Origin of the sequence: Vibrio gazogenes, from assembly GCF_002196515.1 — a bacterium.
GTDB lineage: Bacteria > Pseudomonadota > Gammaproteobacteria > Enterobacterales > Vibrionaceae > Vibrio > Vibrio gazogenes_A.
On sequence record NZ_CP018835.1, the window covers coordinates 2,581,902 to 2,604,930 of the forward strand.

Here is a 23,029-nt window from a genome sequence, read left to right on the forward strand (position 1 = left end):
CCTATCGAGGTATTGGAGCGACTATCGTCCATCATCTGTAATGCGAATGCGCGCAACGTAGCGTAAATATAAAACTACGAAACATTGAACTTTTCGCCTTTTTCGTAGCCTAGTTGTACATGCAAAGGTGGGGATGAAGTTAGTAAAATGATATAAATCGACGCGATGAACGGTATTTTTTGAATATAAATAAATATCAAACGCATGTTTTTAAATGGTTTTCTATATACATCATAAAGTTCCGTTACTTGAAAAATTTAATCTATATTTATTTTTTTTTACGACTTTTACTTCATATTTAGAATAATGTTCTGTGGCATGGATCAATTTTCTACAGAAGTAACTCAGTGTGCAGGTTTGGCGGTGTCAAAGATTTCTAAATTGGGGTCTTGAATTTAGATGATTTCGTTACCAACTTTGTTTACACTGAGATAATCAATTTGAATGAAAAACTACCTAATCCTTGGGATTGGGTAGTTTTGTTTTGTCCAAAGATAACTTTGGTTTCGAGGTATAAAATGGAAAAAGTTCCAATGACGGTTCGTGGCGAGCAACTCCTTCGTGAAGAGCTTGACCGACTCCTGAAATTAAGGCCAAAGATTTCACAGGCGATTGCGGAAGCTCGTGAACTGGGAGATCTGAAAGAAAATGCAGAATATCATGCAGCCCGGGAAGAGCAGGGAATCTGTGAAGCCCAAATTCGTGATATCGAATATAAACTCTCCGTAGCTCAAGTGATTGATGTGACTAAGCTTGATAATTCCGGCAAAATTATTTTTGGTTCAACGGTCACTTTAGTCGATGTGGAAACCGATGAAGAAAAGAGCTACCAGATTGTCGGTGATGATGAAGCTGATATAAAAGCGGGACGTATTTCGGTCAGTTCTCCGATTGCCCGGGGACTGATTGGCAAGGTTGAAGGGGATGAGGTCACTATCGTCACCCCCGGTGGTGAAAAAACTTTCGATATCGATAAAGTCGAGTATAAGTAAAAACGGCAATGATAATTTATCGATATTTTGCTGCCATGTAATAAAAAAAGCCGCTTCAGCGGCTTTTTTTATTTTCTGGGAATTTCAATTCTTCGCTGTTCTGAAGGACGATATAATACCAGCACTTTACCGATGGTTTGAATTTTTTCAGCACCGGTTTCGCGAATAATTGCATCAATAATCAGCTGCTTGGTTTCCCGATCTTCTGAGACAACTTTGACTTTGATTAATTCGTGATGATCAAGTGCAATCTCGATCTCTGCAAGCACGGCTTCTGTCAGGCCATTTGCGCCCATGAGAACGACGGGTTTCAAATGGTGGGCTAAGCCCTTTAAATGCTGTTTTTGTTTTGTGCTTAGGTTCATGATGCAGCCAATTTAATTTACTATATTAGGGTTGAAAACAACTATTTTAGCGCCATCTATGGAAGATGACCACATCTTCCGTCCTTTGTTTATCTGGTGAAGTGATTTGTATTGGAACAGAAATGAGTAAAAATAAGCATTCTGCGAGCTCAGGCCGATGGCTGAAAGAGCATTTTGATGATAAATATGTAAATGATGCGAAGAAGAAAGGTTATCGTTCCCGTGCTATCTTCAAACTAGAAGAGATCCAAGGGAAAGATAAACTGCTCAAATCTGGCATGACCGTGGTTGATTTGGGGGCAGCACCTGGTGGGTGGTCTCAATATGCTGTGAATATTGTCGGTGATTCGGGGCAGGTTATCGCGTGTGATATTTTGCCGATGGATTCAATTGCCGGCGTTGCCTTTCTTCAAGGTGATTTTCGGGAAGAGGCCATTCTAAATGCCTTACTCGATAGAATTTCTCCGAACCTTGTCGATGTTGTGATGTCTGATATGGCACCGAATATGGCTGGAAATTTGTCCGTGGATCAGCCCAGAGCAATGTATTTGGTAGAATTGGCACTCGACATGTGTCGACAAGTACTTGCTGAGAATGGTAGCTTTATCGTCAAAGTGTTTCAGGGAGAAGGCTTTGACCAATACGTGAAAGATGTCCGGTCACTGTTTAAAGTGGTAAAAATAAGAAAACCAGACTCATCGAGAGCTCGCTCTCGGGAAGTCTATATTGTAGCAACTGGTTACAAAGGGTAACCATTTACGGGGCTCGGGCGCTACCGATACGGTAGCGACATACTATAATCTGTAGTACCCTACCTTTAATTACAACTAGTTATCGCGAGGCTTACACCTTGAGTGACATGGCAAAAAATTTAATATTATGGCTGGTTATCGCCGTTGTCTTAATGTCCGTATTTCAGAGCTTTGGCCCTGGAGATAATAGTGGCAGGGCGGTTGACTATACCACTTTCGTGAAAGAAGTGGGGCAGGGTCAAATTCAGGAAGCTCAATTCAAAGATAGTGAGATTACTTTTACCCGCCGAGGCAGTAGTACTCATTATGTCACGTACATGCCAGTGTACGATCAGAAACTACTCGATGATCTGATTAATCAGAATGTAAAAGTTCAAGGGACGCCTCCTGAAGAACAAAGTTTACTGGGGACAATTTTCATCTCTTGGTTCCCGATGATTCTCTTGATCGGGGTCTGGATCTTCTTTATGCGACAGATGCAGGGCGGTGGTGGTAAAGGTGCCATGTCGTTCGGCAAGAGCAAAGCCCGCATGATGACGGAAGAGCAGATTAAAACAACGTTCGGTGATGTCGCTGGTTGTGATGAAGCGAAAGAAGATGTGAAAGAGCTTGTCGATTACCTACGTGATCCGAGCCGCTTTCAAAAACTTGGCGGAAAAATTCCAACCGGTGTTTTAATGGTTGGTCCTCCCGGTACCGGGAAAACCTTGCTAGCGAAGGCAATTGCCGGCGAAGCGAAAGTTCCGTTTTTTACCATTTCAGGTTCTGATTTTGTTGAAATGTTCGTTGGGGTCGGTGCTTCTCGGGTCAGAGACATGTTTGAGCAAGCCAAGAAGGCTTCTCCTTGTATTATATTCATCGATGAAATTGATGCTGTCGGGCGTCAGCGTGGCGCCGGAGTCGGTGGTGGGCACGACGAACGCGAACAGACATTGAACCAGATGTTGGTTGAAATGGATGGTTTTGAAGGGCACGAAGGGATTATTGTTATCGCTGCGACCAACCGTCCGGATGTATTAGACCCCGCTTTATTACGTCCCGGTCGTTTTGACCGTCAGGTTGTGGTTGGACTGCCGGATATCCGTGGACGTGAACAAATCCTGAAAGTCCACATGCGTAAAGTGCCGATTTCTAATGATGTCAATGCTTCACTGATTGCTCGTGGTACACCTGGGTTCTCAGGTGCAGACTTGGCCAACCTGGTCAATGAAGCTGCACTGTTTGCGGCGCGTGGGAATAAACGCAATGTCTCGATGGTTGAGTTTGAACTGGCGAAAGACAAAATTATGATGGGTGCTGAACGGCGTTCCATGGTGATGTCAGAGGAAATCAAAGCATCAACAGCGTACCATGAAGCAGGACACGCGATTGTCGGACGTTTGGTCCCAGAGCATGACCCTGTGTATAAAGTATCGATTATTCCGCGTGGTCGGGCTTTAGGTGTCACGATGTACTTACCGGAGCAAGATCGCATCAGTATGTCTCGGCAACATTTGGAATCGATGATTTCCAGCCTTTATGGTGGACGTCTGGCTGAAGAACTAATCTATGGTGTGGATAAAGTATCAACTGGTGCGTCGAACGATATTGAGCGCGCGACTGATATTGCACGTAAAATGGTGACTCAGTGGGGATTCTCGGAAAAATTAGGTCCGTTGTTGTATACCGAAGAAGAGGGTGAAGTCTTTCTTGGTCGGAGTGTGACAAAAACGAAGCATATGTCTGATGATACGGCCAAGCTGATCGATGACGAGATTCGGAAGATTATTGACCGAAACTACGAGAGAGCGAAAAAAATCCTGTTAGATAATATGGATATCATGCATTCGATGAAAGATGCTTTGATGAAGTATGAAACAATCGATGCTGGTCAGATCGATGATTTGATGGATCGAAAATCTGAAATCAGGGATCCAGCCGGATGGGTTGAACAGGATTTAAGCGCCCAGGAAAAAGTGAAGCCTACTGAACCGAAAAATGATACGACACCTGATGATACTCAAAATGAGGAACAACAGGACAAATCAGATAATGATGATCAAGGACGAACCGAGTAAATCGTTTGGTCGCTGAAAAAAGCCCCGGTCTTGTCGGGGCTTTTGTTATTATGGGAGTATTATGGATATTCGGACATCCAATAAAACCTTAAGTTTAAATGAGCCTCAGGTGATGGGGATTTTGAATACGACGCCTGATTCTTTTTCTGATGGCGGGCGGTTTGTCTCTCTGAAGCAAGCATTAGCTCATGCAGACTCGATGATTCAGGCTGGTGCGACGATTATTGATGTCGGTGGGGAATCAACTCGTCCCGGTGCTGCTGAAGTGACCGTTGAAGAAGAATTAAACCGAGTGATTCCTGCTGTCAGTGCTATTCGAGAAAAGTACCCGGACATATGGATTTCTGTTGATACAAGTAAAGCTGAAGTTATGCAGCAGAGCATTGATGTGGGCGCAGATCTGATTAACGATATTCGTTCACTTCAGGAGCCGGGCGCATTAGCTGTTGTTGCAAAAGCGGATATTCCTGTTTGTTTAATGCACATGCAAGGGCAGCCCGGAACGATGCAGGAACGTCCTGAATATCGTGATGTTATTCAGGAAGTCTACACATTTTTGAAGGATAGAATTGCCGTATGCGAGGAAGCTGGTATACGACGAGAAAATATTATTCTTGATCCTGGCTTTGGATTTGGTAAAACCCTTACGCATAATTACCATTTATTAGCCAATCTAAATACCTTTCATCAGTTTGGTCTGCCGCTGTTGATTGGTCTGTCCAGAAAATCGATGTTGCATCAATTTCTGGGCAAACACCCCGCTGATTGCATGGTCGCAAGTGTGGTTTGTGCTGCGGTTGCTGCAACGCAAGGTGCACAGATCTTCCGGGTTCATGATGTCGATGAAACCGTTGAAGCGATGAAAATAATCAGTATGATTCAAACCAATCAATGATAAGAAAATAGGAATATCGATGTCGAATCACAGGCGTTATTTTGGTACCGACGGCGTCCGGGGAAAGGTAGGACAATTCCCTATCACCCCTGATTTTGTCATGAAGCTTGGATGGGCTGCCGGTCGGGTTCTATCGAAACAGGGAACCCGCAAAGTCATTATTGGTAAGGATACTCGCATCTCCGGCTATATGTTGGAATCAGCTTTGGAAGCTGGCTTGGCTGCGGCCGGGCTCGAAGCAACGTTAACTGGCCCGATGCCCACCCCGGCAGTTGCTTATCTGACACAAACTTTCCGTGCTGAAGCCGGTATCGTGATTTCTGCATCTCATAATCCATATGATGATAACGGCATCAAGTTTTTTTCCTCTGAGGGAACAAAGTTACCTGATGAGGTGGAATTCGAGATTGAACAAGAGCTAGATAAAGTGATTGAGTGTGTTCCTTCTGCTGAATTAGGCAAAGCTTCACGCTTAACTGACGCTGCCGGACGCTATATTGAATTTTGCAAAAGTACTTTCCCATCCAGATTAAGTTTGGCGGGGTTAAAAATTGTTGTCGATTGTGCTCACGGCGCAACTTATCATATTGCACCAAGTGTTTTCAGAGAGTTGGGCGCAGATGTCATTGCTATTGGCGTCAATCCAAATGGTTTAAACATCAATGAACAGGTCGGTGCGACCGATATTCGCGCGCTTCAGCATAAAGTACTGGAAGAGAAAGCAGATATCGGGCTGGCATTTGATGGCGACGGTGATCGTATCATCATGGTTGACGCTTTAGGATGTAAAGTCGATGGCGATCAAATTGCTTATATCATTGCCCGCTATCTGCTGCGCAAGGGAGAGCTGAAAGGTGGTGTTGTCGGCACGTTGATGACCAACCTCGGTATGGAGGTTGCTTTGAAACAACTAGGAATCCCCTTTGCCCGGGCTGCTGTTGGTGATCGGTATGTTATGGAAAAACTGTTGGAGAAAAACTGGAAAATTGGTGCAGAGAACTCAGGGCATGTGATCTTATTGGATAAGATGACAACCGGAGATGCAATTGTAGCTGCGCTACAGGTTTTGACCGCTGTTGTAGATAGTGAGATGTCACTGAATGAATTATCCAACGGCATGAAACTTTTCCCACAGGTATTGGAAAATGTGCGCTTCAGTGGCGATTCTAATCCGCTCGATGCAAAGGCTGTGAAACAGTGTGTTAAGGCTGTTGAAGCTGAATTAGGGGATAAAGGACGGGTATTGTTGAGAAAATCAGGTACTGAACCATTACTTCGCGTGATGGTTGAAGGAGAAGATGAAACGCTCGTTCGGGAATCGGCCTTAAAGATTGCTGACATTGTGAAGTCAAACTGTTAAATACGTGGAAGGAATCGTTAAATGACGGTTCCTTCTGTTTGAATTCATCCGCTCTGAATGATGAAAACACCATGGTTGTCCCTTTTTTAACCGCTTAACCATGAATTTGAAAAAAAAGTAATTTATCCTCTTGCCAGTCTTCAATCCTTTCGTTAGTATTGCCCCCACTTCCGATACGGAGGTCGCTAGCCTAGTTCAAGTCGATAGATAAGAACGGCGCTGGCTCAACAATTTGGAACATAGGTGGATATGTTATGTTTACAGTTCTACTTGTGATTTACCTGTTGGCAGCGGTTGCTATCATCGGATTGGTGTTGATTCAACAAGGTAAAGGCGCAGATATGGGAGCCTCATTTGGGGCCGGTGCTTCAAATACAGTATTTGGTGCCGGTGGCTCTGGAAATTTCTTAACCCGAATGACTGCAATTTTTGCAGTTGTATTCCTAATCGTTAGTCTGGTTTTAGGGAATTTATCAACACATAAAGCGAAATCGCAGTGGGTTGATCCTGCTCAGGGCAAAGCTGTCCAAGAGCAAACGAAGACTGATGATGGTGTTCCTGCTGATGATTCAAACGGCAGCGAAATACCACAGTAAAAGAATTTGGCCGAGATGGTGAAATTGGTAGACACACTAGCATGAGGTGCTAGCGCCTATGGTGTGAGGGTTCGAGTCCCTCTCTCGGCACCATTATTCTTTACAAACTTGTAAATGAAGATTGAGAGCGTATAATGCTCAGCAAGTCGGACGCGGGGTGGAGCAGTTTGGTAGCTCGTCGGGCTCATAACCCGAAGGTCGTCGGTTCAAATCCGGCCCCCGCAACCAATTCTTGAATTGGTTGTTGCAGGTTTGATAGTGAGAAAGATTATCTCACTATATGTTAAGACATCGTCTTAACATTCAGGGTCCAGCATAGATAAAAACCCCGACTATCGGGGTTTTTTGTTATCTGATTCTTGTGTATGAGCAGTCATCACTGTTCATATATCGAAGATTTGGTCTGTTTGCTTGGAATTGAAATTGGGCTCATAGCCCTTTTTTTGTTTCTGGAGTCGTTTAAATGACAGGGTTAGAAAAACAACTTTCTGAATTACTTGAAGCACCTGTTGTTGCTGCAGGTTATGAATTAGTCGGATTAGAATTTGTCCGTGCCGGAGCACATTCGACACTACGAATTTATATTGATCACGACAATGGTATTACTGTAGATGACTGTGCTGAGGTTAGTCGTCAGGTCAGTGCTGTGCTTGATGTAGAAGATCCTATTTCAGTGGCCTATAACCTTGAAGTTTCTTCACCTGGCGTAGACAGACCTTTATTTAAATCTGAACACTATGAGCAATTTATTGGTCACGAGGTCAATATTGTTTTGAAAATGGCTGTTGGAAACCGCCGCAAATGGAAAGGTATCATCCAATCGGTTGATGGTGAAACCATTGTGGTTACTGTTGATGGGCAAGAAGAACCATTCGCGCTCAGCAATATTTCAAAAGCTAATCTGATCCCTAAATTTTAAGTCTTAAAGAGGCTGGAAATAATGAGTAAAGAAATTTTAGCGGTAGTTGAGGCGGTTTCAAACGAGAAGGCTGTTCCTCGTGAACGTATTTTTGAAGCGCTTGAAACTGCGTTAGCAACCTCGACTAAGAAAAAATACGACATTGATATTGATGTTCGCGTTGAGATTGATAGAAAGACTGGAGAGTTTGAAACTTTCCGTCGCTGGTTGGTTGTAGAAGAAGTTCAGAATCCGACCAAAGAGATTTCAGTCGAAGCCGCTCAATTTGATGATGATTCGATTGAGTTAGATGATTTTATTGAAGATCAAATTGAATCGGTTAAGTTTGACCGAATCACGACTCAGACAGCAAAACAGGTTATTGTCCAGAAAGTTCGTGAAGCTGAACGGGCACAAATCGTTGAGCAGTTTATTGATAATGAAGGTGAACTTGTCACCGGCGCAGTAAAGAAGGTTAACCGGGATAGTATCATTCTTGATCTCGGCAATAACGCAGAAGCTGTAATTTTGCGTGAAGATCAACTTCCCCGAGAAAACTTCCGTCCTGGTGACCGCGTTCGTGGCCTGCTTTATGCGGTTAGACCTGAAGCGCGTGGATTCCAACTCTTCATCACTCGTTCTAAGCCTGAAATGTTGGCTGAATTATTCCGTGTTGAAGTCCCTGAGATTGGTGAAGAATTAATTGAGCTGAAAGCCGCATCTCGCGACCCGGGTTCAAGAGCTAAAATCGCAGTGAAAACCAACGATAAGCGCATTGACCCAGTTGGTGCATGTGTTGGTATGCGTGGTGCCCGGGTTCAGGCGGTTTCCGGTGAACTCGGTGGTGAGCGTATTGATATCGTGCTGTGGGACGACAACCCAGCTCAATTTGTAATTAATGCAATGGCACCTGCTGATGTTGCTTCTATCATCGTTGATGAAGATGCTCATTCGATGGACATTGCTGTTGAAGCCGACAATCTAGCTCAGGCGATTGGCCGTAGTGGACAGAATGTTCGTCTGGCCTCTCAGTTGACTGGCTGGGAACTCAATGTCATGACAGTAGAAGATCTTCAGAAGAAACATCAAGAAGAATCAACTGAGTCAATTGAGTTGTTCATGAAGCATTTGTCTATTGAGCAGGACTTTGCCGAATTGTTGGTTGAAGAGGGCTTCTCTACATTAGAAGAAGTTGCCTATGTACCGGTGAATGAGTTGCTTGAAGTTGACGGGTTGGATGAAGACCTTGTTGAAGAATTGCGTACTCGTGCAAAAGATGCACTGACAACTCTTGCTTTGGCCAGAGAAGAATCACTGGATGGAGGTGAGCCAGCTGAGGACCTGCTAAATCTATCTGGTCTTGAGCGTGATATGGCTTACAAACTGGCAGCAAAAGGAGTGATTACTCTTGAAGATTTGGCTGACCAGGGAATTGATGATCTTGAAGGTATAGAAGGACTGACAGAAGAACGCGCTGGAGAATTGATTATGGCTGCGCGTAATATTTGTTGGTTTGGCGAAGACGCGTAATTTTCAGCAAGGGGAGAAAGCGGCATGACAGAACTTACAGTTAAAGCACTGAGTGAAGAGATTGGTACACCAGTTGACCGCTTATTAGAGCAACTTGCTGACGCAGGAATGACAAAGACGGGAGCGGATAGTGTTTCTGAAGATGAAAAACAGAAACTATTAACTTTCCTTCGTAAAGAGCACGGTGGCAGCTCTTCAAAGGACGAACCGACTCGTTTAACATTACAGCGAAAAACTCGCAGCACACTGAGTGTGAATGCGGGAGGTGGTAAAAGTAAGAATGTTCAGGTTGAAGTGCGCAAAAAACGTACGTATGTTAAGCGTAGTACAATCGAAGATGAAGCAAAACGTCTGGCAGAAGAAGCTGCCCAACGTGAAGCTGAAGAGAAAGCGAAGTTAGAAGCTGAAAAAGCAAGATTAGAAGCTCAAGCGAAGCGTGAAGCTGAAGAACAAGCGAAACGGGAAGCTGAAGAGCAGATGAAGCGTGAAGCCGAAGAAAAAGCGAAACGTGAAGAGAAACACAGTCAGAAAGTTGAACTTTCTGATGAAGAGAAATCCAAGCAAGAGGCAGCGCGACAAGAAGCCGAAGCACTGAAGCGTCGTCAGGAAGAAGAATTGAGACGTAAAGCTGAAGAGGAAAGTCAGCGTCAGCTCGAAAAAGCGCGTGAATTGGCTGAAAAGAATCAAGAGCGTTGGTCTGCTGCAGAAGAGAAAAAAGGTGCTATGGAAGACGAAACTACAGATTACCATCTAACTACTTCCCGTTATGCCCAAGAGGCAGAAGACGAAGCAGACCGTCGTGATGAAGGTAGTCGTCGCGCAAAAGCGAAGAAAAAAGCTTCTGCTCGCGATGAACAACGCCAAGAACGTGATATGCGTCCTCGCGGTGGAAAAGGTGGACGTAACTCGAATCGAGGTCGGGGAAAACCTTCGTCAATGCAGCAAGGTTTTGATAAAAATGCAACTGTTGCAAAATCTGACGTTGTTATCGGTGAAACAATTATTGTTTCCGAGCTGGCTCAGAAAATGTCAGTAAAAGGCACCGAAGTCATCAAAGTCATGATGAAAATGGGTGCGATGGCAACGATCAATCAAGTCATTGATCAGGAAACTGCACAACTTGTTGCCGAAGAAATGGGTCACAAGGTGATTCTCCGTAAAGAAAATGAACTGGAAGAAGCGGTTCTTTCTGATCGTGACAGCACTTCTGAAGCTGTTCCTCGTGCACCTGTTGTTACCATTATGGGACACGTTGACCACGGGAAAACTTCAACACTGGATTATATTCGTCGTACGCACGTTGCATCTGGTGAAGCGGGTGGTATTACCCAGCATATTGGTGCTTATCACGTTGAAACTGACAACGGTATGATCACTTTCCTTGATACCCCGGGACACGCGGCGTTTACGGCCATGCGTGCACGTGGTGCTCAGGCAACGGATATCGTGGTATTGGTCGTTGCGGCTGATGATGGCGTTATGCCTCAAACCATTGAAGCCATTCAGCACTCAAAAGCAGCGAAAGTTCCACTAATTGTTGCTGTGAACAAGATTGATAAAGAAGATGCCAATCCAGACAATGTGAAAAATGAACTGGCACAATATGACATTATTCCTGAAGAGTGGGGTGGTGAAAATATTTTCGTTCATATTTCTGCCAAGCAGGGAACGAACGTAGAGGCGTTGTTAGAAGCGATTCTTCTTCAAGCCGAAGTTCTGGAACTGACAGCTGTTGCTGACGGCATGGGAACTGGTGTTGTTGTCGAGTCTCGACTGGATAAAGGCCGTGGCCCTGTTGCAACGATTCTGGTTCAGTCAGGTACAGTGCGTAAAGGCGACATCCTGCTTTGTGGTCAGGAGTATGGCCGAGTCAGAGCGATGCGTAACGAAGTCGGTGATGAAGTGCTGGAAGCTGGCCCATCAATTCCGGTCGAAGTGCTCGGTCTTTCTGGTGTTCCTGCTGCCGGTGATGAAGCGACTGTTGTCCGTGATGAACGTAAAGCGCGTGAAGTTGCGAACTACCGTCAGGGTAAATTCCGTGAAGTTAAACTGGCGCGTCAGCAGAAAGCTAAACTAGAGAACATGTTCTCTAATATGACAGCTGGTGAAGTTGCTGAATTGAATATCGTGCTGAAAGCTGATGTTCAAGGTTCGGTTGAAGCGATTACCGATGCATTGGTTAAACTTTCTACTGATGAAGTGAAAGTTAACATTGTTGGCTCAGGTGTCGGTGGTATTACCGAAACTGACGCGACACTGGCTGCGGCATCGAATGCAATCGTACTGGGCTTTAACGTCCGTGCTGATGCATCTGCCCGTCGAACCATTGAAGCTGAGAACCTTGATCTGCGCTACTACTCCATCATCTATCAATTGATTGATGAAGTGAAACAGGCGATGAGCGGTATGTTGGCTCCTGAATTTAAACAGGAGATTATCGGTCTGGCAGAAGTTCGTGATGTATTCCGTTCTCCGAAACTGGGTGCTATCGCTGGCTGTATGGTTACTGAAGGACTGATCAAACGGAATAATCCTATTCGCGTGCTGCGTGATAACGTGGTCATTTATGAAGGTGAGTTGGAGTCACTCCGCCGCTTTAAAGATGACGTTGCAGAAGTGAAGAGTGGTTATGAATGTGGTGTCGGTGTGAAAAACTACAACGACGTCCGCGTTGGTGACCAGATCGAAGTCTTTGAGACAATTGAAATTAAACGGTCAATCGACTAACCGATATTGATGGTTAAGTGGTATACCACACAATCGGTTGTTGAATGCATCGTTGGTTGTTGAATACACCATGGGGGGTTGGCTAGACCATCCCCCCATTCTTTCTATGAGAAAGTTAAAATATGGCAAAAGATTTTAGTCGTACGCAGCGCGTTTCTCAGCAGCTGCAAAAAGAGCTTGCAATGATATTGCAGCGTGAAATCAGAGATTCTCGCCTCGGTATGGTGACGATTTCTGAGGTAAAAGTTTCCCGGGACTTGGCTTATGCCAAAGTGTATGTTTCCTTCTTATGTGTCGGGGAACAAACACCAGAAAGTTGCCTGAAAGCTTTAAAAGAGCATGAATCTCATATTCGTATGATGTTAGGTAAGCGGATTCGTCTGCGTCTGACGCCTGAAGTCCGTTTTGTTTATGATGATACTTTGGTTGAAGGGATGCGGATGTCGAATCTGGTCAATCAAGCGGTTGATGAAGACAAACGGAAAAGGGATGAATCAGGTTCGGATGAGGAGGCGTAATGGCTCGTCGTCGGAAAGGTCGTCCGGTTGATGGCATCATTTTATTGGATAAACCTACGGGGATTTCATCCAATGATGCCCTCCAGAAAGTGAAGCGTATTTTCTTTGCTGAAAAAGCTGGGCATACCGGTGCATTAGATCCTCTAGCGACGGGGATGCTACCGATTTGTCTGGGGGAAGCAACCAAGTTTTCCCAGTTTCTCCTCGATTCAGATAAGAAGTATCGAGTGATTGCAAAGTTGGGTATTCGTACCAATACCTCGGATTCAGATGGTGAGATTGTTGAGACCCGCCCAGTTCAAATTTCTGAATCGTTATTGATGCAATCTATCGAGAAATTTAAAGGCGAAACGGCTCAGATTCCTTCGATGTTCTCTGCATTAAAGTATCAGGGGCGCCCTTTATATGAGTATGCACGGGAAGGTATCGAAGTTCCCAGAGAGTCACGTCAGATCACGGTTTATTCCATCGAACTGATCCGCTACGAAGCCGATGAAGTTGAGATGGAAATTCATTGTTCCAAAGGGACCTATATTCGTACCATCGTTGATGACCTTGGTGAAATGTTAGGCTGTGGAGCCCATGTGACGTATTTGCGTCGTACGGCTGTCGCACAATATCCGGCAGAGCGGATGGTCACTCTCGAGGCGCTTGAACATATCCTTGAAGCCGCTCGTGAACAGGATGTTGCTCCAAGAGTTTTACTTGATCCGCTCCTGTTACCGATGGATTCAGCGGTCCAGTCATTACCTGAAGTGAATTTAATTCCTGATTTGGCCGAAATGGTCCAGAAAGGGCAGGCTGTACAAGTCTTCGGTATACCAACAAGTGGTACGGTGCGTATGACGGTTGGTGAAGCACAACACTTTATTGGTGTCGGTGACATCGATGATGACGGAAAAGTAGCACCGAAACGGTTAGTCGTTTTTCGTGAATGACATCGGGCTATTTTTCAAATGATTCGCTATTGCGGGGATAGGGAATATTCTCTATAATCCCCGCTCCTCGTGTCGGCTGAATCAGAGATTGGCTGACACAAACTAAAACTCTAACTCTTAGGAGAGAAATTATGTCTCTGAATGCAGAAACTAAAGCAGCAATCGTTGCTGATTACGCACGTGGCGAAGGCGACACTGGTTCACCAGAAGTTCAAGTTGCTCTATTGACAGCTTCAATCAACCACCTTCAAGGTCACTTCAAAGAGCACAAAGGCGATCACCATAGCCGTCGTGGTCTTTTACGCATGGTTTCTCGTCGTCGTAAGCTTCTGGACTACCTGAAAGGTAAAAGTCTGGATCGTTACCACGACCTTATCCAACGTCTTGGCCTACGTCGCTAAGATTGGATTTGTACAAAAAAGGGGCGAAAGCCCCTTTTTTAATGGCTAAATTTAGCCAAAGGGCGCCTGAGTAGTTTATACTAGCGACCGTTGAAGTCAGTTCATTGATTTCAATACACAGACTCAAAGCATGACAGTCACCGAAGTCGGCCAAAAGGTCGCGACTATTCAAAGGAGACTGGCATTTCAGTATCCTTTTACTAGTCGCGATTTGTGATGCCTTGAGTATTGATAACCCATTTCTAGGTTAACCTAGGCAAAGGAATAATAATGTTTGAAAAACCAGTTGTGAAAACGTTTCAATACGGCAATCACACCGTCACGATTGAAACTGGCGTGATTGCACGTCAGGCAACATCAGCAGTTATGGTCACCATGGACGATACATCTGTATTCGTTTCAGTGGTTGGGAAAAAAGAAGCGGTAGAAGGTCAAGACTTCTTCCCGCTGACAGTGAACTATCAGGAACGGACTTATGCTGCCGGTAAGATTCCTGGTGGATTCTTTAAACGTGAAGGCCGTCCTTCAGAAGGTGAAACTCTGACAGCTCGTCTGATCGACCGTCCGATTCGCCCTCTGTTCCCCGATGGTTTCACCAATGAAGTTCAGATTATTGCCACTGTTATGGCCGTAAACCCTGATGTTCAGCCTGATATCCCAAGCTTGATCGGTACTTCTGCCGCGCTGGCAATTTCTGGTATCCCATTCAATGGTCCAATTGGTGCGGCTCGTGTCGGTCACATTGATGGACAGCTTGTTTTGAACCCAAGTGCGAAAGAGCTGGGAGAATCTCGTCTGGATCTCGTGGTTGCCGGAACAGAAAATGCGGTACTGATGGTTGAATCAGAAGCAGATATTCTCTCTGAAGAAGAGATGCTTTCAGCAGTCGTATTTGGTCATGAACAGCAACAGGCTGTGATTCAAGCTATCAATGAATTTGCTGCTGAAGTTGCGGCACCTGCATGGTCATGGAGCGCTCCTGAAGTCAATGTCAGCCTGAAAGCATTAATCGCTGAACATGCGGAAGCTCGCTTTGCTGAAGCATATCAAATCACTGAGAAAATGGCGCGTTACGAGCAAGTGGGTCAGATCAAATCTGATGTTATCGCGACATTACTTGAGCAAGATGCAGCTCTGGATGAAAATGAACTTCGTAACATGCTGAGTTCATTAGAGAAGAAAGTCGTTCGTAGCCGTATTCTGTCTGGTGCACCGCGTATCGACGGTCGTGAGAAAGATATGGTTCGAGCACTGGATGTCCGCACGGGTGTTTTGCCTCGCGTCCATGGTTCATCATTATTTACCCGTGGTGAAACACAAGCTATCGTGACAGCGACGCTGGGAACTCAGCGTGATGCGCAAATTATTGATGAATTAACCGGTGAACGGAAAGAGCACTTCCTGTTCCACTATAACTTCCCACCTTACTGTGTCGGTGAAACAGGTTTCGTCGGTTCTCCAAAGCGTCGTGAAATTGGTCATGGTCGTTTGGCGAAACGTGGTATTCAGGCCGTTATGCCATCGATTGATGAATTCCCTTATACCATTCGTGTGGTCTCTGAAATTACTGAATCAAATGGTTCTTCTTCAATGGCTTCAGTATGTGGTTCATCGCTGGCATTGATGGATGCTGGTGTGCCAATTAAGGCCTCTGTTGCTGGGATCGCGATGGGACTCGTCAAAGAAGAAGATGATTTTGTGGTTCTGTCTGACATCTTAGGTGATGAAGACCATCTTGGTGATATGGACTTTAAAGTTGCGGGTACATCTGACGGTGTGACTGCACTGCAAATGGATATCAAAATCGAAGGGATCACCAAAGAAATCATGCAGATCGCTTTGAATCAGGCTAAAGGTGCTCGTCTACACATCTTGTCTGTGATGGATAAAGCGATTCACAGTGCACGTGATGACATTTCTCAGTTTGCGCCACGTATCCATACGATGAAAATCAGTTCTGATAAGATCAAAGATGTTATCGGTAAAGGCGGTGCTGTCATTCGTGCACTGACAGAAGAAACCGGCACTACGATTGAAATCGAAGATGATGGAACAATCAAGATCGCTGCGACAGAAGGCGAAGCGGCTAAACATGCGATTCGTCGTATTGAAGAGTTGACGGCTGAAGTTGAAGTTGGTCGTATCTACACTGGTAAAGTCACTCGTATCGTTGACTTTGGTGCTTTTGTCGCTGTTCTTGGTGCCAAAGAAGGTCTGGTTCATATCTCTCAAATCGCAGATCAACGTGTAGAGAAAGTGACGGATTACCTGAAAGAAGGTCAAGAAGTTCAGGTGAAAGTGCTGGAAATTGATCGTCAGAACCGTATCCGTTTGAGTATGAAAGAAGCAGCTGTAAAACCAGCGGCTGAAGACGCACCACAACAAGAACAATCTGACGCAGAATAGAAACGCACCTCTGGATTCGATATATCCATTGGGTTGCTTTTTTATTGTTAAGCATGATGTTATAAAGGGAGCTGTTTTGCTCCCTTTTTTTATGCCCGCGTTGAGGAGAATAATTTTGGCGAAGTGGTTTCTTACGATATTGACAGGACTCGGCTTACTTTTGAGTGCTGGGTGCTCATCGTTTGTGCATCAGCAAGAGTCAGAGTGGCTTTATGCCCCGATGGCCCGGCCATTACAACCGACAATTCAACAAGAAGTAAAGATCTTGCGGCTGAGCCAACTGCTACAGCAAAAAGAGCTCACCGATGAAATTCGGGCCAAAGTTTTTCATGAGCGTGGTAATAGTTACGATATGCTGGGTTTAAAGAACCTGGCGCGTCTGGACTTCGAACAATCTTTGCGCTTTTATCCCTCTCAGCCAGAAGTGTTTAACATGCTTGGCGTCTATTACACAGAAATTAACGATTTCGATGCTGCTTATGAGTCATTTGATTCCGCATTAGAGCTGGCACCGGAGAGTGTGTATGCTGGCAGAAATCTTGCGATTGCGTTGTATTACGGTGGTCGCTCCCGTTTGGCACGGGATGAAATCGAACAGGTCATTGCAAAAAATTCAGCGGATCCTTTTAGTGTCTTATGGCGATACATGATCGTGAATGAGATGGATGCTGAAACGGCTCGAAAAGAATTGATGCAAAGTTATCATGCCCGTCAGCCTGAGCAAGATAATGCTTGGGGATGGTCTTTGGTTGCCATGATGTTAGGGGAAACCGATGATTCAGCGGTTTTCAAACAGCTCCTGCAAGAGACCAGTGATAATACGGTGCTCGCCCGCCGCTTGACGGAAGCTTATTTTTATCTCGGAAAGCGTTATGAGATGCAAGCACAGTATGCTGAGGCGGTCGCCTTATATAAACTCGCAATTTCAATGAATGTTTACGAATATATTGAACATCGCTACGCCTTTTTAGAACTGGAACGGATATACCATACGATTAAGGACGATCATTCATCGTAACATTGATATTTTCTTGATTGAAATCACGGCCTCAGGATCTGAATTTATCGTCCGAGGTTGGGTTTGTGGTGAACAGCCTGCATTGATTCTTGCAGGCTGTTTGTATTTCAGGTTTGGGTTGAATTTATGCAGCAGTCTATCTATTCACAGTATTTTCGCTATACCGTTCCAACCGTTGCAGCGATGTTAGTCAATGGCTTATATCAGCTCATTGATGGTATTTTCATTGGTCAGTATCTTGGGGTTGATGGATTAGCCGGCATTAATATCTCTTGGTCCATGATTGCCGTACTGGTTGGTATCGGTTTAATGGTAGGGGTCGGGACGGGTGCGATTACCTCCATTTACAAAGGACAGAAGAATTTATCCGCTGCCCGACAGACGATCAGTACAGGGTTGATCTTGTTGATCCTGTTATCGCTGTTGTTGTCTCTGGGGCTGCGCTTCTTTATGGCGGATATTCTGAATTGGCAAACACAGGATCCCGATGTCTTTCATCTGGCGATGCAGTACATGCAAGTGGTGGTGTTTACCTCTTGTTTTACTCTTTCTGCGACGGCATTACCATTTTTAATGAGAAACGATGACAGTCCGGCATTTGCGACGTATTTGATGATCATCGGTGGATGTTTGAATATTGTTTTTGATTATCTGTTCATTGTGGTCTGGGATATGGCGTTGCAGGGGGCAGCGATTGCGACCGCAATCTCACAGGCTGTGGTCACCATTGTCGGACTCAGTTACTTCTTTTCTCCTGCGGCATCTTTACGTTTAAGGCGTGCTGATCTGCTGTTTTTCCGGTGGCAGGATATTCGTCAGATTGTTTTGGTCGGTCTTTCAAGTTTTTTCATGTATCTCTATTGGAGCGTGATGGTGGCCTTGCATAACAGTCAATTTGCGGCCTACGGCGGTACGACAGCTTTGGGGGCATACACCATTCTTGGTTATGTCGTGACGTTCTATTATTTGACGGTGGAAGGATTTGCGAATGGGATGCAACCGTTAGTAAGTTTTAACTACGGTGCGAATCAGTTAGCAAATATTAAAAAACTGTTGTTAATGGCGATGAGCTTATCTGTCGTATTCGGATTGATCGTTACGGCGATTATGAATCTTTATCCGCATGAAATTATCGCTATTTTTAATCGTGATAACTCTGAATTGAGCGATTTGGCCACCACAGGGATACGATTACACTTTATTGCATTATGTTTAGATGGTTTCATTGTTGTGGCATCTTCATTTTATCAATCAATTCACCGGGGCAAAAAAGCGGTGAGTATTTCATTGGGTAATATGCTTGTTCAACCACCATTCTTATTGTTGCTGCCGCTGGGATGGGGGCTGACCGGCGTATGGCTTGCATTTCCGATTTCGAACATTGTCTTGTCGTTAGTGGTTTCAGTGATCTTGTATAAAGATATCAGGCGGTTATTTCATTCAGCCGCCTGATAGGATGGCGCGAAGGGGCAGTGATGGTGAAGCGATATCCTTCACTGAGAATGTGAGGTCACGCTCTCTAGCCCCGCGATGCGGTGCCAGTAACCGTTACATTGGTGGTTGTCTAACGGATAGGACTGCGCCGCTGTCTCATTATCGCGGAATGCTTGAATGGTTGTCAGGGTTTCCACGCCAGTGGGGCTGAGACGAACGACATCAACGCTATCTGTCATTCCGGGGAGTTCGTTAATCAAATTATAGCAGTAGCCTGACTGCGTCTGAATCCCGTTCAGGTTGAAGACTTCTTGTCCTTCCTGACTTTGGACTCGGATCCCATTGGGATAATGGATACAACATGTCTTACATTCATCTTTCGGGCGGTTTTCAGCCCGGGCTGTAAAACAGCGAGCGGAGTAGGCGAGTGGCAGATAACCATAGCCGAATATTTCAACTTCAAATGCATCACGAATCCCTAACGTTTCACATTGTTGCAGCACCTGTTGCAGCCACGAGTGGGAGAGTTCTACCGGCATACACCAACGAATCATGCCTTGGCGCAGAAAATATTTCAGGGTATGAGCGTTGTAACAGTTGATCGCTGGCCCAACAACAAATGGTACTCGCTGTTCATTAGCAAGATGAACGGCTGAAACATCGTTGGCTTCAATCAGAAAATCACCATTATCAATGTATTTTTTCATCACGGTGAGCTCACTACGTGACTCAAGCAGTGCCATCGTTGACAGGACGACCTGTTTACCGCTCCGGGCGATTTCCTGTGCGATTGCCAGCCAGTCGTGTGCTTTTAACTCCCGACGCTTGGAACAAACGGTCTCTCCCAGATAAATGATATCAGCGTTGGCGCTCTGTGCTTGCTGATAGAATTGTTCCACCTCTGTTTTGGGCCAGAAATAGAGTAATGGACCTAATGCATATTTCATCTGTGATCTCCCTTTATTGCCATTTTCTGTGGTAGGCACCGAGTGTTGTCTGAGTGCCTTCGGAAACGTTGGCAAGAGTCCGGTTCCATGTTTCATCGACCCGATAGCTTTGCGGAGCCGACAAGTAATGGTCAATCGCTGCCCGCCATGTTTTGGTGACTTGCTCAACATAGGCAGGGCTACGCTGGCGGCCTTCAATTTTGACTGAGGCGACATTCGCAGCAAAGAGCTCCGGTAAGAGCGACAGTGTATTGAGGCTTGTCGGTTCTTCCAAGGCGTGATAACACTGCTGTTGGCCGTTCAGCTCGGTGACAAAGCGGCCCTTACATAAGGTTGGATAGCCAGCATTCTCCCCGGGTTTGTATTGATCAATCAGAATGTTATTCAGCCGCGTTTCCATCCCATGCGGTGTTTCTTGCCAGCGGACAAATTTTGCGGGTGAACACGCTCCGACAGTATTGGGCGATTCTCCCGTCATATATGAAGAGAGATAGCAGCGACCTTCCGACATAATACAGAGGCTCCCAAAAGCAAATACTTCCAAGTCAATCCCATCATCAATAGATTGAGAGAGTTGTTTGACTTGGTGAATCGATAGCACCCGGGGGAGAACAACTCGTTTAATGTGAAAGTTCTGGTGATAAAACGCAATGGCTGCGCTATTGGTGGCTGAAGCCTGAACGGAAAGGTGAATTTCCTGATGCGGATAGCGATTAGAGATGTACTCCAACAGTGCAATATCGGCAACGATCAACGCATCAACGCCTAAATCAACCGCTTTATCTGCGGCCGCTGTCCAGTGATTAAACCGATCAGGATGGGCAAATGTGTTGAGAGCAACATGAATTTTTTTGTGGTGTTCATGAACGAACCGAACAGCACTTTCCAATTTTTTTCCTGAGAAATTTAAGCCGGCAAAATGGCGGGCATTGGTGTCGTCTTTAAAACCGATATACACCGCATCGGCACCATTGGTGATTGCCGTCTTTAGGGCGGGGAGGTTTCCCGCAGGACAAAGCAGTTCCATAGTAACTTAATTTCATTGGTAGCTCTTGAAGTGGCTGTATTGTATGGAAAAGTAAGATAGAGTGAATTGATGTGAGGCAGGTTTGCTCTTGATTTATCGCTATTTATGAAGACGAGGATGAGGAAGCGTGACGACGGTTTTGAGCGAATAATGCTTCGACTTCCTGCTTGGGTTGCGGACGATGAAAATGAAATCCCTGGATAGAATGGCAGTGCAGGTTGGCGAGTAAAATAGCCTGTTGCTGGGTTTCTACCCCTTCTGCTACGACTTTTAACCGTAAAGATTGGCCGAGGTTGATAATGTTTTCGATAACGGTCAATTGCTTGGGTAATTGATCGATTTCGGTAATAAATGCACGGTCAATTTTGAGCTCGTCAATCGGAAAGCGGGCGAGATAAGAGAGAGATGAGTAACCCGTACCGAAATCATCAATCGATAAAGTGAAACCGAGTTTTTTGATGGCATTTAGCATTTGCACGGTGTGTTCACTGTTACTCATGACTGCACTTTCGGTCAGCTCGAAGGTAATACAGCTCGGATCCAGCTGCGTCGAGCGCAGGAGTTTTTCCATGAAATCGATCAGTTTCGGGTTGCCGAACTGCTCCGGAGAGAGGTTTATCGCGACAGGGCCGGGAAGGATCCCTTGTTGTTTCCAACGCTTGACTGTCGTAAAGACATCCCGCATGACTGCCCGGCCCAAATGTTCGATTAATCCAGCTTTTTCTGCGACGGGAATAAACGAGCCGGGGCTGATATACCCTTCAACCGGATGTTTCCATCGCACTAACGCTTCTGCACCGTTGATACTAAAATCTCTCGCACTGACTTTCGGTTGATACCAAACTTCAAGACCACTGTTTTGCAGCGCTTTTTGCAGCTCAATCTCCAGCCACAACCGGGTTCTTGCTTCTTTATTCATCCGCGAACTGAAGCGAATCATCCGGTTACGTCCTCTCGCTTTGGCTTCATACATCGCCGTGTCGGCATTTTGCAGTAAGATTCGTGCGTCGCTGCCATCACCGGGGTAAGCCACACTGCCAATAGAGCAAGCAAGTCTTTTACTAAAATAGTTCAAATCGAAAGGCTGATTGACCAACGCAATAATCCGTTCGGACAGCATTTCTGCGGAGCGGGGTTTCTCCGGCTCAGGCAAGAGTAAACCAAACTCGTCAGCCCCCAAATGACCTAAAATTGCATTTTGAGGAAGTAACCGTTTGAGTCGGGCTGCGACCTCTCGGATCACTTTGTCACCGATATGATGTCCCAGAGAGTCATTGATGTTTTTAAAGTTATCAATGTCGAGATAGAGCATCACCAGCGGGATTTTATCCGCAATGAACATATCAAGCCGTTTGGTAAAACCAGTTCGGTTATACAAGCCGGTTAATGGGTCAATGTGGGCATCAATCGATGGGTGGTGTAATAACGCAGGCATCTTTTTTTCTTGGGGTTGGATGAGGACAAAAAATGCCTGGCTCCCCAAAATCTTGGTGGTTTCAATCCGAAGTGTCACTTGGCGTCCTTCACCATAGGCTTGAGTCGTATGACAAGCAATCGGATGTTGCACCGCCAGAGAAGTATTGAGAACAAAAGGTTTCTGGGTTGATGTCTGAATGAAAATCTCTGAGAGCTGCTCCCCGTATAGTTCATCTGCAGTATTCAGTCCCAGCGAATGAGCCGCCGACGGATTGCAGGAGATGACGGTATTGTCTTCAACAATAAGCACCGATTCCTTCAACATATAAACTAATGTGGCGAATTTTTTTTCTGACTCGTCAATGGCATCGAGTAACATCCGCTTTTCAGAGACATCAACGGCCTGAAAGATGATTCTTGGGGGATGATTATCGAATTGCAGTCGTGACAGAGATATCAGCAGTGTTGTTGCGAGCTGCATGTTGTTGAGCGTCAGCTCGGTTTCAATGACTTCACCGTCAAGGGCTCGATGATAATAGGGGTGAATCGCTTGATAGAATGATTCCCCAAAGACAGCCAGATCATTGGAGCCGATAAGTTGCTCGCCAGTGAGACCTGATATTTCACAATAGCGTTCATTTACCATCGTGTAATTGTGCTGGGCATCGAGAATGGCAAAAAAGAAAGGGCTGTGTGACGTTAGCTGTGTAAACCAGCGGTGAAATTCTTGTGAAATCATGCCAACTATTCAT

Annotated in this window: 19 protein-coding genes and 2 tRNA genes; 17 read left to right on the forward strand and 4 right to left on the reverse strand. The window is 45.3% G+C overall.

The window, feature by feature from the left end; translation table 11 throughout:
- Window positions 1-518: 518 nt before the first annotated feature.
- Complete coding sequence (greA, locus tag BSQ33_RS11750) at window positions 519-992, forward strand: transcription elongation factor GreA (RefSeq protein WP_021020608.1); 474 nt, start codon at window positions 519-521, stop codon at window positions 990-992.
- Between the two features lie 68 nt (window positions 993-1,060).
- Here the strand turns inward: greA and yhbY are convergent, their stop codons facing one another.
- Window positions 1,061-1,357 (reverse strand): ribosome assembly RNA-binding protein YhbY, encoded by a 297-nt coding sequence (gene yhbY / locus BSQ33_RS11755; protein WP_021020609.1) that lies wholly within the window; start codon window positions 1,355-1,357, stop codon window positions 1,061-1,063.
- A gap of 122 nt (window positions 1,358-1,479) precedes the next feature.
- Here yhbY and rlmE point away from each other — a divergent pair, with 122 nt between their 5' ends.
- From rlmE to BSQ33_RS11835, 16 genes are all read left to right on the forward strand, one after another.
- Window positions 1,480-2,109, forward strand: a complete 630-nt coding sequence (gene rlmE, locus BSQ33_RS11760) for a 23S rRNA (uridine(2552)-2'-O)-methyltransferase RlmE (RefSeq protein ID WP_027694231.1) — start codon at window positions 1,480-1,482, stop codon at window positions 2,107-2,109.
- A gap of 98 nt (window positions 2,110-2,207) precedes the next feature.
- The gene (gene ftsH / locus BSQ33_RS11765) at window positions 2,208-4,166 is read left to right on the forward strand and encodes an ATP-dependent zinc metalloprotease FtsH (RefSeq protein WP_088134146.1); all 1,959 of its coding nucleotides are present in this window, start codon (window positions 2,208-2,210) and stop codon (window positions 4,164-4,166) included.
- Between the two features lie 61 nt (window positions 4,167-4,227).
- Entirely contained in the window at window positions 4,228-5,061 is an 834-nt protein-coding gene (folP, locus tag BSQ33_RS11770; protein WP_088134147.1) for a dihydropteroate synthase, read from the forward strand.
- 19 nt (window positions 5,062-5,080) lie between these two features.
- A complete protein-coding gene (gene glmM / locus BSQ33_RS11775) occupies window positions 5,081-6,421 on the forward strand; it encodes a phosphoglucosamine mutase (protein WP_088134148.1) in 1,341 nt (446 codons plus the stop codon).
- A 254-nt stretch (window positions 6,422-6,675) separates the two neighbouring features.
- Window positions 6,676-7,017 carry a preprotein translocase subunit SecG gene (gene secG, locus BSQ33_RS11780; protein WP_021020614.1) on the forward strand — a complete coding sequence of 114 codons (342 nt, stop codon included), beginning with the start codon at window positions 6,676-6,678 and terminating at the stop codon, window positions 7,015-7,017.
- A 9-nt stretch (window positions 7,018-7,026) separates the two neighbouring features.
- Window positions 7,027-7,110 (forward strand) — tRNA-Leu (locus tag BSQ33_RS11785).
- Between the two features lie 58 nt (window positions 7,111-7,168).
- Window positions 7,169-7,245, forward strand: a tRNA-Met gene (locus tag BSQ33_RS11790).
- Window positions 7,246-7,480: 235 nt separating this feature from the next.
- The gene (gene rimP / locus BSQ33_RS11795; protein ID WP_021020615.1) at window positions 7,481-7,936 is read left to right on the forward strand and encodes a ribosome maturation factor RimP; all 456 of its coding nucleotides are present in this window, start codon (window positions 7,481-7,483) and stop codon (window positions 7,934-7,936) included.
- Window positions 7,937-7,957: 21 nt separating this feature from the next.
- On the forward strand, window positions 7,958-9,445 hold the full coding sequence (nusA, locus tag BSQ33_RS11800) for a transcription termination factor NusA (RefSeq protein WP_021020616.1): 1,488 nt from the start codon (window positions 7,958-7,960) through the stop codon (window positions 9,443-9,445).
- Between the two features lie 24 nt (window positions 9,446-9,469).
- Window positions 9,470-12,172: a translation initiation factor IF-2 gene (infB, locus tag BSQ33_RS11805; protein ID WP_021020617.1), complete on the forward strand. Its 2,703-nt coding sequence runs from the start codon at window positions 9,470-9,472 to the stop codon at window positions 12,170-12,172.
- A 122-nt stretch (window positions 12,173-12,294) separates the two neighbouring features.
- The gene (gene rbfA / locus BSQ33_RS11810; RefSeq protein WP_021020618.1) at window positions 12,295-12,690 is read left to right on the forward strand and encodes a 30S ribosome-binding factor RbfA; all 396 of its coding nucleotides are present in this window, start codon (window positions 12,295-12,297) and stop codon (window positions 12,688-12,690) included.
- Entirely contained in the window at window positions 12,690-13,628 is a 939-nt protein-coding gene (gene truB / locus BSQ33_RS11815) for a tRNA pseudouridine(55) synthase TruB (protein ID WP_021020619.1), read from the forward strand. Before rbfA ends, truB begins: the two co-directional genes overlap by 1 nt.
- 131 nt (window positions 13,629-13,759) lie before the next feature.
- Window positions 13,760-14,029 carry a 30S ribosomal protein S15 gene (rpsO, locus tag BSQ33_RS11820; protein ID WP_027694233.1) on the forward strand — a complete coding sequence of 90 codons (270 nt, stop codon included), beginning with the start codon at window positions 13,760-13,762 and terminating at the stop codon, window positions 14,027-14,029.
- Window positions 14,030-14,299: 270 nt separating this feature from the next.
- The gene (gene pnp / locus BSQ33_RS11825; RefSeq protein WP_021020620.1) at window positions 14,300-16,435 is read left to right on the forward strand and encodes a polyribonucleotide nucleotidyltransferase; all 2,136 of its coding nucleotides are present in this window, start codon (window positions 14,300-14,302) and stop codon (window positions 16,433-16,435) included.
- A 115-nt stretch (window positions 16,436-16,550) separates the two neighbouring features.
- Window positions 16,551-17,453, forward strand: a complete 903-nt coding sequence (gene nlpI / locus BSQ33_RS11830; protein WP_021020621.1) for a lipoprotein NlpI — start codon at window positions 16,551-16,553, stop codon at window positions 17,451-17,453.
- Between the two features lie 126 nt (window positions 17,454-17,579).
- Window positions 17,580-18,905, forward strand: a complete 1,326-nt coding sequence (locus BSQ33_RS11835; RefSeq protein ID WP_021020622.1) for an MATE family efflux transporter — start codon at window positions 17,580-17,582, stop codon at window positions 18,903-18,905.
- Window positions 18,906-18,946: 41 nt separating this feature from the next.
- Here the strand turns inward: BSQ33_RS11835 and BSQ33_RS11840 are convergent, their stop codons facing one another.
- The 3 genes from BSQ33_RS11840 to BSQ33_RS11850 all read right to left on the reverse strand — a co-directional run bounded on the left by BSQ33_RS11840 (window position 18,947) and on the right by BSQ33_RS11850 (window position 23,016).
- Window positions 18,947-19,834, reverse strand: a complete 888-nt coding sequence (locus BSQ33_RS11840) for a U32 family peptidase (protein WP_021020623.1) — start codon at window positions 19,832-19,834, stop codon at window positions 18,947-18,949.
- A gap of 13 nt (window positions 19,835-19,847) precedes the next feature.
- Complete coding sequence (gene ubiU / locus BSQ33_RS11845; RefSeq protein WP_021020624.1) at window positions 19,848-20,861, reverse strand: ubiquinone anaerobic biosynthesis protein UbiU; 1,014 nt, start codon at window positions 20,859-20,861, stop codon at window positions 19,848-19,850.
- A 103-nt stretch (window positions 20,862-20,964) separates the two neighbouring features.
- On the reverse strand, window positions 20,965-23,016 hold the full coding sequence (locus tag BSQ33_RS11850) for an EAL domain-containing protein (protein ID WP_088134149.1): 2,052 nt from the start codon (window positions 23,014-23,016) through the stop codon (window positions 20,965-20,967).
- Between the last annotated feature and the right edge of the window lie 13 nt (window positions 23,017-23,029).